Here is a 14,358-nt window from a genome sequence, read left to right on the forward strand (position 1 = left end):
GCGTCAGACTAACCGGTCGGTATGTACCTGGGAAGAGGTCGCCGGCGCCACCCGGAGAGCGCGCGGGACGGTGCCGAGACACGGCTGCGCCCGGGGCCACGACAAGCCGTCGGCGGTCCGTGGCCTCCCCACGGCCCGCCGGAGCACATACCGTGCCCATGCCGACCGTCCCCACCCCAGGAGGTCCCGCATGCGCCCTTCCAGACGAGCCGTCATCACCGCGGCCACGGCGGCAGCGGCCGTCGCCGCCGCACCCCCCACGGCCGCGGCCCGGCCGCACCGCCCCCTGCGCACCGGCTTCGAGCGCCTGGCGCGGGACGGTTACGCCCTGCTCGACGGCCAGAAGGTCGGCGTCGTCACCAACCCGACCGGCATCACCCGCGACGCCCGCCACATCGTCGACGTCATGTACGCGGACGACCGCGTGCGGCTCACCGCCGTCTTCGGCCCCGAGCACGGCTTCCGCGGCACCGCGCAGGCGGGCGGCTCCGAGGGCCGCCACGACGACCCGGCCACCGGGCTGCCCGTCTACGACACGTACCTCAAGAGCGGGCGCCCGCTCGCGGACGTGTTCACCGCCTCCGGCGTCGACACGGTCGTCTTCGACATCCAGGACGTCGGCGCCCGCTTCTACACGTACATCTGGACGCTGTACGACTGCATGGAGGCCGCGCAGCTCGCCGGCAAGCGGTTCGTCGTCCTGGACCGGCCCAACCCGGTCACCGGCCGGGCGGCTCTGGGACCCGTGCTGCACAAGGAGTTCGCGACCTTCATCGGGCGGCAGCCCATCGCCCAGGCGCACGGCATGACCGTCGCCGAGCTGGCCCGGCTGTTCAACGGCGAGTTCCTCACCGAGCCGGTGCCGCTGGAGACGGTCGCCATGTCGGGCTGGGACCGCTCCGACTTCCACGACGCCTCGGGGCTGCCCTGGGTGCCGCCGAGCCCGAACATGCCGACGCCGGAGACGGCCCTGGTGTACTCGGGCACCTGCCTGTTCGAGGGCACCAACCTGTCGGAGGGGCGCGGCACGACCCGGCCGTTCGAACTGCTGGGCGCGGAGGGCGTCGACCGGCACTGGGCCGAGGCCGCCAACGAACTGGCCCTGCCCGGAGTGCGGTTCAGGGAGGCCTACTTCGCGCCCGCCTTCTCCAAGTTCCAGGGCAGGACGGTCGGCGGGGTGCAGGTCCACGTGCACGACCGGGCCGCCTTCGACCCCGTGCGCACGGGCGTCGGCCTGCTGGTGACCGCCAAGCGGTCCTGGAGCGGCTTCGCCTGGCGTCCCGACAACTGGATCGACAAGCTGACCGGATCCACGCGCGTGCGCACGATGATCGACGCGGGCGCCGGCACCGACGAGGTCGTGGCAGGCTGGCAGGCTGACCTGGCCGCCTTCCGCAGGGTGCGGCGCGCCTACCTGCTGTACCGCTGAGCCACGGGCGGCGGGCCCGGGCCGGGTCCCGCCGCCCGCCGTGCCTCACCGGTGCGAGGTGAACTCCACGACCTGCTGGTAGGTCGGCCGGTTCTGCCAGCCGATCGCGGGGTGCCTGATGCCGCCCAGGGTCCGGTGGTCGATCGAGTCGGCGCACCACTGGTCGCCCGCCGCGCACACGTCGTCGCCGGGGTAGACCTGGGCCGGGGTCCTGGCGGCCGCCTGCTTCAGGGTGGCGAGGAGGACGTCCCGGCAGGCGCCGAGACCGCCCCCACCGCAGTAGGAGCGGGCCAGGGGACCCTTCACCTCCTCGCCGAGCACCGCCCGCAGGTCCTTGTCGACATAGCTCCACCAGCCGTACTGGAAGGCGCTTCCGGCGTGCGAGCCGGTGGGGCCGTGCGCGGCCGACGGGGACTCGTCGACCGGCAGGTTCGCCGTCATCGCCTCGTACAGCTCTGCGCCGAGGCCCGGTTCGAACTCCGCCCTGACCAGCAGCGGCCACCAGGCGTCCAGGATGCGGATCGCGTCGGCGTCGGCGTACTTCCCGGAACCGGCCGCCGTCTCCGTGCGCTTGCCGCCGGCTGCTGCCCAGGCCTGGAGCCTGCTGACGGCGGCCGCGGCGGCCGGGTCGGTGACCGGCGAGCTGGTGACGACCTGCAGCAGCCGGGGCAGCACGTCCTCGGCCCGCAGGTCGGCCAGGCCCGCGTCGGCCATGGCCCGCACGAGCGACGCCCGGGTCACCCCGCCCTGCCGGACCAGCTTCTCGACCCGGTCGTCGAGGAGGTTGCCGCGGTGCACGGAGCCGTTGCCCCAGGGCGCCGTGGTGTAGTCCCTGGCCTGCTTGTTGTTCCAGGACACGTAGTAGTCCTGGTCGACGGAGCGGGGGTGCGCGGAGGGCGGGGTGTAGTCGGCGGTGTTGGCGGCCGGGTCCCAGCCGCGCCACTCGTACGCCGGCCGCGCCCACGCGGGGAACTCGGGGTCGACGCCGTTCGCGCGCACCGGGTTGTCGCCGCTGTTGTAGTACGCGGTGTGCTCGGAGTCGGCGTAGAACCAGTTGAAGGTGTAGTTGATGTGCTGCACCGCCCGCTGGAAGGACTCGGGGCCGCGGACGTGGCCGGGGTCGTTGAGCATCTGGAAGCCGATGATGGAGTCGGCCTCGTGCAGGTAGGAGGAGCGCAGGGTGGTGTAGGCGACCTTCTTGCCGCCGACCGTGGCGCGGTACTGGACGGGCCCGTACTTCGTGCGCCACACCCGCATCGTGTACGAGCCGGCGGCGGTGCCGTCGGCGACGGTGGGCTTCCAGGCGTTCCTCTGCTCGACCTTCTCCATCGGCGTGCAGGTGCCGCGGTGGAGGTAGTGGTGGTCGTCCTGGCAGAGCTCGACGGCGTAGGTGTCGATGATGTCCTGGCCGGAGGTGGTGGCGCTCCAGGCGTAGTCCTGGCCGCGGCCGAGTTCGACGTACATGCTCAGGCCCGCGAAGGAGGCGCCGCGGGCGCTGATGCCGGGGCCCTGGATCTCCTGGAGCAGCAGCAACTGCGGGGCGAAGTAGCCGGTCTGCGGTCCGAAGACGGCCACGGGGTGCCCGCTCGCGGTGTGCTTGCCGCTGACCACGAGGGCGTTGGACATCCCGCGCCGGGCGGACGACAGGGCGGTGGCGGCCGCCTCCTTCGAGGCGCCGGTGGCACCGGCGCCGGCGGCGCTGCCGGTGCGGTCGTACACGAGCGGCTCGGGCCGCACCGAGCCGGGGTCCGGCAGGGCCATGCCCTGCGGGTCCTCCGGCCGGGTCGCGTAGGGGAAGCTGCCGTCGTGGACGGTGAGCACGGCCTCGGGGTCGTTGCGCTGCCGGAAGGACTCCCAGACCTCGGTTCCCTCCACCACGCCGTACTTCTCCTGCGCGGCGAGCAGCGACAGGGCGTTGTTCACCTCGCCGCCCCCGCCGGACCCGAACAGGGCGCCGACCACGGAGCCGAGCGCGACCAGGTCGGTGATCGTGAAGTGCTCGATCTTCCCCGCGTTGGTGATCGAGTCCTTGTGGCCGGTCAGTACGTACTCACCGGGGAAGAAGCGCCCGCCGTCCGAGGCGTCGATGTAGGCGTTGATGCCGTCGAGGTAGGCGTCGGCGTCGGCGCGGGCCAGTTCGCCCCGCTCGCCGTGGCGGGCGACGACGTCGTCGATCTGCGCCTGCAGGTCGGCCTCGGTGTACGGGGCGTGCCGCCAGAACTGTTGTTCCAGGCCCTGGTTGGAGGGGGCACCGCCCGCGAAGGAGGTCAGTTGTCCGCGTCCGACGTGCCGGAAGACGTCCATGAGCCACAGCCGGTCCTGGGCGGCCGCGTATCCGGCTCCGAACTCGGTGCCGTAGCGCGTGGTGCCGGTGATGTGCGGCACACCGGTCTTCTTGTCCCGGACGATCGTCACGTCACCGCGCCCGGCGGGCCGGACGGTGGAGGCGACCTGGTCGGCGGGCACCCCGAAGGACGCGTCGTTGAAGAAGGCGCTGATCTTGTCGTCGGTGAGCCCGCCGTACCCCTTGGCGAGTGCGGCGTACGGCGCGAGCTGGTCCTCGGCGTGCTCGGGCTGGGTGCCGAAGGCCTGGTTCAGGAGGATCTGGGCGAGGGTGGCGTTGCCGTTCTGACCGGGCGGAAGGATGTCCGAACACCGCGCGCCGCAGTGGTCGTTCACCGCGGCCGTGGTCCGGGGGGTTTCCGTTTCCGATGCCGCCGCCGGGGCAAACGGCGACAAAAGACCTGCGATCAGGGCGCATACGGATGCCGTCTTCAGGAACCCGGGGATTCCGCCGGGAGTTCTCAGTCTGTCGGGAGCGGTGCGTGGGACACGCCGTGGCATGGGGGCTCCTCCCGTGGGGTGGGCCGGATGTTACCGCCGGTATCCCCCCAGCAGAAGATGAACAAGCGTCACTTCCCGGTGACGGCACAGCAGACGCACGGACCACGGCGGGCGACCGGCGAACCCCTTCGGACCGCTGATGGAGGGCATTCGACATCGGATGGAGCCGATTCGCTTGTCGATACGTCTATTCGGCGACGTCCGTACGACGACGCCGAAGTGACCGACTACAGGTGCAGGTGTGACGGAGGTGCAGGACGATGGCCGGTTTCCGAAGTCTGGCGAGACAGGTCCGCGATCCGCGGTGCGATCTGGCCTTGCGGCGCTACTCGCTGCGCAAGTGCCTTGAGAGGTTCGCCCCCTACGGGCACAGGGCCACCTGGGACCATCTGTGCTCCCGGGCGGGTTTCGGGCCCGAGGACCGCTCCCCCGACCCGGTGCGGCTCGTGGCCGCGCTGGAGGAGCTGGAGGAGGCGCGGGCGGTCTGGCTGGCCTACGAGGTCGAGTTCGCCGAACGCCGCAGGAAGGAGAAGCACGACGGGCTGCGCAGGCCCGGCAGTGTGGACGACTGGCACCGCATGACCTGGGGCGGTTTCGGTGTGGCGTGGTGCGACGATCCGGCGGTCCATCCCCGTGAACCGCTGGCCGAGGTGCTGCGCCGGCTGATCGCCGCGCTGGAGCGCGAGCCGGGCGCGGAGTGCCCGGTCTGCGGCGGGCGGCACCTCTCGTGGAGGTACGGCCTGGACCACGAGCCCTCCTCGGGCCCGGTGTGCGCGGACTGCGGGATCCTGGTGCCGCGTCCCGTGCTCACGCCCGAGGCCCTGGCGGACGCCGAGCGGGCGAGGCTGCTGGTGTCGGCCTGACGGATGCGGGTGCGCGGGGGGTGCGCCGGGGATGCCGCACCCCCACTGTCGCCGGCGGGACCGCCTGTCAGTGGCGACTGGCACCATCGGGTGCATGGTGCAGGTGTGTCTGAACGGGGCGCGGACCGCGGCCGACGGTGCGGCGGTGCCGCTGACGCCCGAGGCGATGGCCGCGTCGGCCGCCGACGCCGTGGCGGCCGGGGCCACCGACGTCCACGTCCACCCCAAGACGCCCTGCGGGCGCGACTCGCTGTCCCCCGGGGTGCTGGCGCGGACACTGCCGGCGATCCGGGCGCGGGTGGCGGTGCCGGTCGGGGTGACCACGGGCGCGTGGGCGGAGCCGGACCCGGGGGTGAGGCTCGAGCGGATCCGCGGCTGGACCGTGCTGCCCGACCACGCCTCGGTGAACTGGCACGAGCCGGGGGCCGAGGAGATCGCCGCGCTGCTGATCGAGCGCGGGGTCGGCGTGGAGGCCGGCATCTGGTCGGGCACGGACGCGGCCCGGCGTCTCGCCACCTCGCCGCTCGGCCCGAAGGTGCTGCGCGTGCTGGCCGAGGTGACCGACCCGGACCCGTCGACCGCCGAGGCCTCGGCCCGGGCCCTGCTGTCCGGCCTCGGCAGCACGTACGGCCGCCCCGTCCTGCTGCACGGGGAGGACGGGGGCGCGTGGCCGGTGCTGCGGCTCGCGGGCCGGCTGGGCCTGGCGACACGGATCGGCCTGGAGGACACCCTGCGCCTGCCGGACGGCCGGCCGGCCGGATCCAACGCGGAGTTGGTGACGGCGGGGCTCGCGCAGTACGCGCCGTGCACGCCCTGAGCCGGGCGCATCCGGATGCCTCCCCGGGCGCGCGCCTATGCCTCGCCCGGCTTTCGTTCGACCATCAGCCGGGATCCCGCCCGGCGTTCGCCGAACACGTCGCCCGGGTTGGACAGGACGCAGGTGTCCAGGGAGAGGCAGCCGCAGCCGATGCAGTCCGTCAGGTGGTCCCGCAGGCGGTTCAGCTGCTGGATGCGCTCGTCCAGCTCCGTGCGCCACGCCTCGGACAGGTGCGCCCAGTCCTCGCGCGTCGGCGTGCGTTCCTCGGGGAGTTGGGCCAGCGCCTCGCGGATCGTGGCCAGCGGGATGCCGACCCGCTGGGCGGCGCGGATGAACGCGACCCGGCGCAGCGTGTCCCGCGTGTACCGGCGCTGATTGCCCGCGGTCCGGCGACTGCTGATCAGGCCCTTGGACTCGTAGAAGTGCAGTGCGGACACCGCGGCCCCGCTGCGCGCCGAGAGCTGGCCGACGGTGAGCTCGTGGATCTTCTCTGAAATCTGAGGCACCCCTCGAACCCTACCGAGTCCGTTGACACAGCCTTTCCGGCCGACCATGCTAAGCAGTCGCTTAGACATACGGTACTGAGCGACCGCGCGGACCCCGTACACGAGAGGCCTGGACGACATGGCAGAGCCGAGGATCTTCACGTCCGTCGACGAGCTGAAGTCGGCGGTGGGTGAACAACTGGGTCACACCGACTGGCTCGACATCGACCAGAAGCGGATCGACCTGTTCGCCGAGGCGACCGGCGACCACCAGTGGATCCACGTCGACCCCGGGAAGGCCGCCGCGGGCCCCTTCGGCACCACCATCGCGCACGGCTACCTGACCCTGTCGCTGCTGCCCCTCTTCGGTCCGCAGCTGATCGCCGTCGAGGGCGTGAAGATGGGCGTCAACTACGGGACGAACAAGGTCCGTTTCCCCGCCCCCGTGCCCGTCGGCTCCCGGCTGCGCGCCACCGCGCAGATCACCGGCGTGGAGGACGTGCCGGGCGGCGTCCAGGTGTCCGTGGCGTTCACCGTGGAACGCGAGGGCGGCGACAAGCCCGTCTGCGTCGCCGAGTCGGTCTCGCGCTACTACGTCTGAGAGTCCGCCCGGGCGTCGGCGGCCCCGCCGGAGCCGGCCGCACCCACCATCCGCAGCACGAGGTCGGCGTACAGCTCGCCGACCTCCTCCGGCGTCCGCGGTCCGCCGACCTTGAACCAGCGGGCCACGTCGATGCACAGCGACAGCACGGCCAGCGTCGTCCCGTGCACGTCGATGACGTCGAACTCACCGGAGCGCACGCCCTCTTCGACGATGCCGCGGATCTCCGCGTCGACCAGCCGCCGCAGGGCGAGGATCTCGGCGCGGGCGTCGGGGCCGAGCGAGTCCAGTTCGTACTGCACGACCCGCGCGGTGGTCCGGCCGCCCGCGTGCCAGCGCACGAAGGAGCTGACCGCGTCGGCGAGCCGTTCGGTCGGGCTGCCCTCGCGCCGGGAGGCGGTGCGCAGGATCTCCAGGGCCTTCTCGTGGCCGATCCTGCTGATGCGGTGCAGCAGTTCTTCCTTGGTCTTGTAGTGGATGTAGAGCGCCGCGGGGCTCATCCCGGCCCGGCCCGCGATGTCACGGGTGGTCGTCGCGTGGTAGCCCCGCTCGGCGAAGGCCTCCACCGCGGCGATCAGCAGCCGCCGCGCCGCGTCGGGCGTGACCTCGCCCCACGCCTGCGTCTCGCCGCCGGCCGTGTCCTCCGCCGTACTCATCACTCGCCCCTCTCCACTGACAGGGGCACCACCATACCGCCGAAGGTGAGCGGGCGCTTAGTGCGGCCGCTCGGCGGGTGCTCGGTACGGCCGCTCAGCGCTTCTCGAAGGGCGCGTAGGCGGGCGCCGGGGGCGCTCCCTCCTGCCGGTCGCGGATGACCTTGGCCAGGGTGAAGGAGGAGGTGACGAGGTACAGGACGGCGATGGCGAGGAAGCCGCGCACCCAGGCGTCGGCGCTCAGCTGGTAGATGCCGACGGCGGTGGCCGCCATGGCGACGGCGAAGGAGGCGACGGCCTGGCCGTAGAACGCGGCCGTGTTCTGCTGCTTGCCCGGTGTCTCACTCATGCGGCCAGCTTGCGCGAGCCGTGGCCCGCGCCACATCCGCCGACGTACTCAGGTGCGCTACTCAGAACGCGGAGACCCCCGTCAGCGCCCGCCCGATGACCAGCTTCTGGATCTGGCTGGTGCCCTCGTAGAGGGTCATCACCCGGGCGTCGCGCAGCAGCTTGCCCGCCGGGTACTCGTCGATGTAGCCGTATCCGCCGAAGACCTGCAGGGCGTTGTTCGCGGCGCGCACGGCGGCCTCGGAGGCGAACAGCTTGGCCTTGGACGACTCGACGGCGAAGGGCTGCCCCCGGTCGACCAGGTCGGCGACCCGCCAGGTCAGCAGCCGGGCGGCGTCCACGTCCACCGCGATGTCGCTGATCAGCTCCTGGACGAGCTGGTGGCGGGCGATGGACTTGCCGAACTGCTCGCGCTCACCGGCGTACCGCACGGCCGAGTCCAGGGCGGCCTGGGCTATGCCGACACACCCGGCGGCCACGGACATCCGGCCCTTGGCGAGGGCGGACATGGCGACGGAGAACCCCTTGCCCTCCTCCCCCAGCAGCGCGGAGGCCGGCACGCGCACGTCCTCGAGGACGAGCTCGGCGGTGGCCTGGCCGCGCAGCCCGAGCTTGCCGTGGATCGTCCGCCGGGTCAGCCCGGGGGTGTCCGCCGGGACGAGGAAGGCGGAGACGCCCTTGTGGCCGGGGGCGTCCGTGGAGCGGGCGAACAGCAGGACGACGTCGGCCCAGGTGCCGTTGGTGATGAACATCTTCGTGCCGTTGATGACGTAGTCGCCGCCGTCGCGCACGGCCCGGGTCCGCAGGCTGCCCGCGTCGGATCCGGTGCCGGGCTCGGTCAGACCGAAGCAGCCGACCGACTCGCCGGAGGTCAGCCCGGGCAGCCAGCGCCGCTTCTGCTCCTGGCTGCCCCAGGCGGCGACGGTCTTGGCGACCAGCCCCAGCGAGACGGAGACGATGCCGCGCACGGACGAGTCGCCCCGGCCCAGCTCCTCGGTGACCAGGCAGTAGGCGAGGTGGTCACCGCCGCTGCCGCCGAACTCCTCGTCGACCGTCAGACCGAGGAACCCGACCTCGCCGAGCTTCTTGACGATCGACCGGTCGACCTCCTCCGCGCGGTCCCAGGCGACCACGTTCGGGGCGATCTCACGCTCCACGAAGTCCCGCGCGAGCTGCCGTACCGCGCTCTGCTCCTCGCTGAGCTCCAGGTTCACCACGAGTCACCCCACTCGAAAACCATACATTTAAATTAGCACTGCTAGTTTCCATCGGCAGCCCTACTATGTGCGCCATGGCCCGACCGCGCAAGCCCCTGCTCAGCACCGACCGGATCGTCGAGACGGCCCGGGCGCTCGTGGACGCGGAGGGCCTCGCGGCCGTCTCCACCCGGCGGCTCGCCGCCGAACTGGGGGTCAGCGGCCCCTCGCTGTACAACCACTTCCGCACCAAGGACGAGATCCTGGAGGCGGTCGCCGACTCCGTGAGCGGCCAGGTGGACCTGTCGATGTTCCAGGACGGCCGCGACTGGCGGGCCGCGCTGCACGACTGGGCCGTGTCCTACCGGGCCGCCCTGCGCGACCACCCCAACATCGTCCCGGTGCTGGCCCGCGGCCCCGGCCGCCGCCCGGCCGGGCTGCGCCTGGCGGACGCCGTCTACGGCGCGATGGTCGAGGCGGGCTGGCCCCCGGCGCAGGCCACCTCCATCGGCGCGCTGATGCGGTACTTCGTCATGGGCTCCGCACTCGGCTCCTTCGCCGGCGGCTTCGTCGACGACGCCAGCGCCTACGACCCGGCCGACTACCCCCACCTGCAGCAGGCCCACCGCCTCGCCGAGCAGCAGGAGAAGATCGACGAGCGCGCCTTCGAGACCGGGCTGACCGCGCTGCTGGACGGCCTGGCCGGGCAGTACGAACGGATCCGGCGCAGCGCCCAGTCCCGTCGTGCGGATCAGATCGCGGGGAAGTGACGGTGCGCCTCAGCCAGGGCGCCCCGGCCGGTGCTTCGGCGTGGGCCGAACGGTCCGTGCGCGATGCTGGGGGCATGACCACGAGGGACCCCCGGGCCACGGCACTGGCGCGCCTCGCCGCGCTGTTCGCCGACGAGACGCGGGCCGCGTGCCTGCTGGCGCTGCTCGACGGCCGGGCCTGGACCGCGGGCGAGCTGGCCCGGCACGCGGGGGTCGCCGCGTCGACGCTGAGCGAGCACCTGGGCCGGCTGGTGGCGGGCGGGCTGGTCGCCGAGGAGCGCCAGGGCCGCCACCGCTACGTCCGGCTGGCCGGCGCGCGGACCGCTCAGCTGGTGGAGGACCTGGCCGCACAGGTCTCCCCCGGCCCGGCCGTCCGGCCGCGCAGCCTGCGGGAGTCGAGCGCCGGTTCGGCGATGGCCCGGGGCCGCACCTGCTACGACCATCTCGCCGGGCGGCTCGGCATCGCCGTCACCGACGCCCTGACGCGGCGCCGGCTGCTGCTGCAGGACACCGGTTTCGCGCTCACCGAGGCGGGACTGGCCTGGTTCGCGTCGGCCGGGATCGGCCTGGCACCGCACGGCCGGCGACCGCTGGCCCGGGCCTGCCTCGACTGGACCGAACGCCGGCCCCACCTGGCGGGCGCGGCGGGCGCGGCCCTGTGCCGGCACGCCCTGGACTCCGGGTGGTGCGTGCGCATCGGGTCCGAGCGGGCGGTGAAGGTGACGGCGGCCGGTGAGCGGGCCCTGTCCGACCTGCTGGGCGTCGAGCCCGCCGACCTGCGCTAGGGCCTGACGATGCCCGCCGTCGTCCGGAAGGCGGCCTCGCGGCGTCAGGTGCGTGCTCTCGGCGTGCCGGGCGTAGACAACCCTGCGGGTCGATACACCTAGCCGCCCGTCCGAAACCCGCGAGCGTTTCGCCCTCTCCCCCTCCTAGCCTCAGGAGCATGATGAACGACTCCCCTCCCCGCCCCGCCCGCAGGGCCGAGCTTCTGGCCGCCGGGGCGGCCGCGGTCACCGTCGTGCTGTGGGCGTCCGCCTTCGTCTCGATCCGCAGCGCGGGCGGCGCCTACTCGCCCGGTGCCCTGGCGCTGGGGCGGCTGCTGGCCGGGGCGCTGACGCTGGGCGTGATCTGCCTGGTGCGGCGGGAGACGTGGCCGCCGCGCTCCGCCTGGCGCGGGATCGCGATATCGGGGGTGCTGTGGTTCGGCTTCTACATGGTGGCCCTCAACTGGGGTGAGCAGCAGGTCGACGCGGGGACGGCCGCCCTGGTGGTGAACACCGGGCCCATCCTGATCGCGCTGCTGGGCTCCCGGCTGCTCGGCGATCCGATGCCGCCGCGGCTGCTGGCGGGCATGGCGGTGTCGTTCGCCGGTGCGGTCACCGTGGGGCTGTCGATGTCCGGCGAGGGCGGCTCCTCGGTGCTGGGCGTGGTGCTGTGTCTGCTCGCGGCGATCGCGTACGCCGGTGGTGTCGTGGCGCAGAAGCCGGCCCTGGGCACGGCGAACCCGCTGCAGGTGACGACGTTCGGCTGCCTGGTCGGCGCGGTGGTGTGCCTGCCGTTCGCGGGGCAGCTCGTGCAGGAGGCCGCCCGTGCGCCCGCGTCCGCGACGCTCAACATGGTGTACCTGGGCGTCTTCCCCACCGCCCTGGCGTTCACGACGTGGGCGTACGCCCTGTCCCGGACGACCGCGAGCCGGATGGGCGCGACGACGTACGCGGCACCGGCCCTGGTCGTGCTGATGTCCTGGCTGTTCCTCGGCGAGGTGCCGGGACCGCTCACGCTGGCCGGCGGTGCGCTGTGCCTGGCGGGCGTGGCGGTGTCCCGGTCGCGGTCGGCCCGGGCGAAGGATCAGGGGACGGCGGTGGAGCCTTCGCCCGAGCGGACCCGGGACTCAGCCCGCTGAGGCGTCCTCGGACCCGGCCGCGGTCTGCGGCTCCGCGGAACGGGCCCGGCCGGCGAGGACCTTGATGGAGAGCAGGGCGATCACCGACAGGGCGACGACGTGGCCCGACACGGCCATCGAGAAGCCCGGCGCCTCCAGCAGCAGCACCATGACGAAGGGGGCGAGCCCGCCGCCCGCGACGGTCCGGCGAGGCCCCAGACGTCGGCGGGCGCGCCGCCCGCCCCATGGGGCCGGCCGATCAGCGGGCGAGCCGCTGTCCGAACAGCGCCTCCTTCTGCGGCGCGCCGAGCGAACCGGGGTTGAACGTGGCGACGTTGGTGGTCGTCGCGCCCGCCTTCGAGCCGCGCAGCACCCAGACCGCTCCGGAGTCCTTGTAGGTGCCGTCTTCCAGCGGCGCGGCAGCGACGAGGTCGGCTCGTCTGTTGGCATTGACGTCGACGAGCAGGACCGTACGGCCGAAATTGTCGCTCGCCTCGGACACGCCGGGGACACCGGAGGTGGACTGGTTGAAGGCCTGGGCGCCGGAACCGGTGAGGCCGGACGGGCCGCCCTTGAGCAGGACCACCGCGCCCGCCTCCCGGATCGAGCCGATGTCCTCACCGGGCACGCCGACCGCGATGTCCGGGTAGCCGTCGCCGGTCACGTCACCCGCGGCCAGCGAGTAGCCGAACTGGTCGCCGAAGTTGCGGTAGTTGTCGCCCGCCTCGTCGGTGCCGGGGACGCCGGCCGTGTTCTGCGTGATTCTGGTGGTGCGCGTGGAGGGCCCGTTCGCCGAGCCGTAGACGACGCGGACCGCGCCCGCGTCGTAATCCATCATCTCCGACACGTGGTCGACTTGACGGGCCACGAAGTCCCCGTAGCCGTCCTGGTTCACGTCGGCGACGACACCGCCGACGGTGTAGAAGCCGGTGCTCTTGAAGGCCGAGTTGAGCCCTGTCGACGTCCCCTTGTAGTAGCGGGACTGGAACTGCATCTCCTCGAAGCCGTTCGTGGTGAGGACGTCGTCCTTGCCGTCACCGTTCATGTCCCCGACGGCCATGTCCGTGGGACCGGACTCGTCCGCTATCTCGAGCGTGTCCGTCCGGGCGGGAACCCCGGCCCGGGTGAAGGGGCCGAAGCGGACCTCCAGATTGCCGTTGCCGTTGGCGATGACGTCGGCGTGGCCGTCACCGTTGATGTCGCCGGCCGCCACGCGATAGGCGGCATCGCCGAGCGGGGAGCCTTCGCCCAGGCCACGCGCGGAGCCCCACAGCACCATCGGCGTGTAGTAGCTGCCGACGACCAGGTCGGTGTACCCGTCACCGTCGAGGTCGCGGGCAGCCGTACTGGTGCCGAAGGTTCCGTACTCCATGAGGTCGCCGGGCACACCGTCGGTGGCCTGCGTGATCAGCTGCGGACGGGCACTGTCGGTCCCGGCCGAGGAGCCGTACACGACGGACACGAATCCGGCCTGGTGGACGCCCGACACGGTGGCGAAGGGGGCACTGACCGCGAGGTCGGCGAAGCCGTCGCCGTTGAAGTCCACCACGGGGGTCTTCGGCGCGGCGGCGGCCGGACCGGCCGACAGGACCAAAGGCGCGGTGAGCAGGGCGGCCAGCGCCGCGCACCGTGCGACGCCGCGACGGCTCTTGGGATGAGGCACGAATGACTCCGAACGTTGGGACCGGAAAGGTCTGTCGTTCATCTGGACCCGCGAAGGACCCGAACGGTTGTGGTGCAGTGACCGATCCTGCCCCTGAACGGACCCCTTGCCGCTCGAGCACGAGCCGGGCGCCCGGTACCCGGCGTGGGCCCTCGGTGACCCTCGTCCGGGACACCACTTGGGCACGGATCGCGCACCTGGCGCGCCGCTCGGCACGGGCTGGACCACACGCATGTCGACGCGGTGCACACTGGCGGCTGAGGGGCGGTCGCCAAGACCGGGCAGTGCCGCCCGGCGTCCCGCGAGCAGGCTGTCTGCAGGGTGTGAGCCCGCTGACGAACATCAGCATCAGGGGAACGTCGATGACCATGCAAGCTCGTCGTGGTTCACGTATCCGTTGGGGGTATGGGTCCGGATCGCTGGCCGGTTGGCTTGGCACCTACGAGCGCCACGAGGCCCTCCGAGAGGTCGGAGGGCCTCGTGGAACCGTTACGCGAAGGCGGCGAGCCACTCCCAGTCGCCGGGCCTGGACCGCAAGCGACTGATCGCCTGTTCGAGACAGTCACTCAGGCTGCGAGATTCAGCGCGGATGAGTCCCTGCTCGCCCAGTCCGGGACCCGACATCACCAGCGTCCAGGGCTCGCCTCCTTCCGCCATCCTCTCGTCGTCCACCTTGAGGATCACGCTGACCCCCGAACGGCCCAGCCTCTCCATGAGCTGCTCGATATCCATGCCTTTTTCTCCCATCAAAACCTCTCAACGCCGCCGAGCTGTCGGGTGCTGCGCGGTCCGCCTGGCAGTTTCTTC

General features: G+C 72.5%; 14 protein-coding genes and 1 pseudogene. 7 read left to right on the plus strand and 8 right to left on the minus strand.

Features of this window, described 5'->3' with window-relative positions; translation table 11 throughout:
• Nucleotides 1–190: 190 nt before the first annotated feature.
• Nucleotides 191–1,429, plus strand: a complete 1,239-nt coding sequence (locus Q5694_RS20425; RefSeq protein WP_333934612.1) for an exo-beta-N-acetylmuramidase NamZ family protein — start codon at nt 191–193, stop codon at nt 1,427–1,429.
• A gap of 45 nt (nt 1,430–1,474) precedes the next feature.
• Here the strand turns inward: Q5694_RS20425 and Q5694_RS20430 are convergent, their stop codons facing one another.
• Entirely contained in the window at nt 1,475–4,273 is a 2,799-nt protein-coding gene (locus Q5694_RS20430; RefSeq protein WP_333934613.1) for a penicillin acylase family protein, read from the minus strand.
• 260 nt (nt 4,274–4,533) lie between these two features.
• Between Q5694_RS20430 and Q5694_RS20435 the strand changes: the two genes are divergently transcribed.
• Together Q5694_RS20435 and Q5694_RS20440 are read left to right on the plus strand one after the other, a co-directional pair.
• Nucleotides 4,534–5,136: a hypothetical protein gene (locus Q5694_RS20435; RefSeq protein ID WP_333934614.1), complete on the plus strand. Its 603-nt coding sequence runs from the start codon at nt 4,534–4,536 to the stop codon at nt 5,134–5,136.
• Nucleotides 5,137–5,230: 94 nt separating this feature from the next.
• Nucleotides 5,231–5,953, plus strand: a complete 723-nt coding sequence (locus Q5694_RS20440; RefSeq protein ID WP_333934615.1) for a 3-keto-5-aminohexanoate cleavage protein — start codon at nt 5,231–5,233, stop codon at nt 5,951–5,953.
• Between the two features lie 35 nt (nt 5,954–5,988).
• Here Q5694_RS20440 and soxR read toward each other — a convergent pair whose 3' ends face one another.
• Nucleotides 5,989–6,459, minus strand: coding sequence for a redox-sensitive transcriptional activator SoxR (gene soxR, locus Q5694_RS20445; protein ID WP_333934616.1), 471 nt, complete (start codon nt 6,457–6,459; stop codon nt 5,989–5,991).
• 118 nt (nt 6,460–6,577) lie between these two features.
• Between soxR and Q5694_RS20450 the strand changes: the two genes are divergently transcribed.
• Nucleotides 6,578–7,039, plus strand: a complete 462-nt coding sequence (locus tag Q5694_RS20450; protein WP_333934617.1) for a MaoC family dehydratase — start codon at nt 6,578–6,580, stop codon at nt 7,037–7,039.
• Here Q5694_RS20450 and Q5694_RS20455 read toward each other — a convergent pair.
• From Q5694_RS20455 to Q5694_RS20465, 3 genes are all read right to left on the minus strand, one after another.
• A complete protein-coding gene (locus tag Q5694_RS20455) occupies nt 7,030–7,695 on the minus strand; it encodes a TetR/AcrR family transcriptional regulator (protein WP_333934618.1) in 666 nt (221 codons plus the stop codon). The genes Q5694_RS20450 and Q5694_RS20455 overlap by 10 nt on opposite strands.
• A gap of 94 nt (nt 7,696–7,789) precedes the next feature.
• Complete coding sequence (locus tag Q5694_RS20460; protein WP_333934619.1) at nt 7,790–8,041, minus strand: YiaA/YiaB family inner membrane protein; 252 nt, start codon at nt 8,039–8,041, stop codon at nt 7,790–7,792.
• Nucleotides 8,042–8,102: 61 nt separating this feature from the next.
• The gene (locus tag Q5694_RS20465) at nt 8,103–9,254 is read right to left on the minus strand and encodes an acyl-CoA dehydrogenase family protein (RefSeq protein ID WP_333934620.1); all 1,152 of its coding nucleotides are present in this window, start codon (nt 9,252–9,254) and stop codon (nt 8,103–8,105) included.
• A 77-nt stretch (nt 9,255–9,331) separates the two neighbouring features.
• Here Q5694_RS20465 and Q5694_RS20470 point away from each other — a divergent pair, with 77 nt between their 5' ends.
• The 3 genes from Q5694_RS20470 to Q5694_RS20480 all read left to right on the plus strand — a co-directional run bounded on the left by Q5694_RS20470 (nt 9,332) and on the right by Q5694_RS20480 (nt 11,909).
• Nucleotides 9,332–10,006, plus strand: a complete 675-nt coding sequence (locus tag Q5694_RS20470; RefSeq protein ID WP_333934621.1) for a TetR/AcrR family transcriptional regulator — start codon at nt 9,332–9,334, stop codon at nt 10,004–10,006.
• A gap of 74 nt (nt 10,007–10,080) precedes the next feature.
• Nucleotides 10,081–10,791 (plus strand): ArsR/SmtB family transcription factor, encoded by a 711-nt coding sequence (locus tag Q5694_RS20475; protein ID WP_333934622.1) that lies wholly within the window; start codon nt 10,081–10,083, stop codon nt 10,789–10,791.
• 158 nt (nt 10,792–10,949) lie between these two features.
• Nucleotides 10,950–11,909 (plus strand): DMT family transporter, encoded by a 960-nt coding sequence (locus Q5694_RS20480; RefSeq protein ID WP_333934623.1) that lies wholly within the window; start codon nt 10,950–10,952, stop codon nt 11,907–11,909.
• Here Q5694_RS20480 and Q5694_RS20485 read toward each other — a convergent pair.
• The 3 genes and pseudogenes from Q5694_RS20485 to Q5694_RS20495 all read right to left on the minus strand — a co-directional run.
• A pseudogene (locus tag Q5694_RS20485) lies at nt 11,898–12,089 on the minus strand (MFS transporter); the annotation flags it as partial. The gene Q5694_RS20480 and the pseudogene Q5694_RS20485 sit on opposite strands and share 12 nt — an antisense overlap.
• A gap of 58 nt (nt 12,090–12,147) precedes the next feature.
• Nucleotides 12,148–13,551, minus strand: coding sequence for an FG-GAP-like repeat-containing protein (locus Q5694_RS20490; RefSeq protein ID WP_333934624.1), 1,404 nt, complete (start codon nt 13,549–13,551; stop codon nt 12,148–12,150).
• A gap of 489 nt (nt 13,552–14,040) precedes the next feature.
• Nucleotides 14,041–14,283: a hypothetical protein gene (locus Q5694_RS20495; RefSeq protein WP_333934625.1), complete on the minus strand. Its 243-nt coding sequence runs from the start codon at nt 14,281–14,283 to the stop codon at nt 14,041–14,043.
• Nucleotides 14,284–14,358: the final 75 nt, after the last annotated feature.

Origin of the sequence: Streptomyces sp. AHA2, from assembly GCF_036857595.1 — a bacterium.
Lineage (GTDB): Bacteria > Actinomycetota > Actinomycetes > Streptomycetales > Streptomycetaceae > Streptomyces.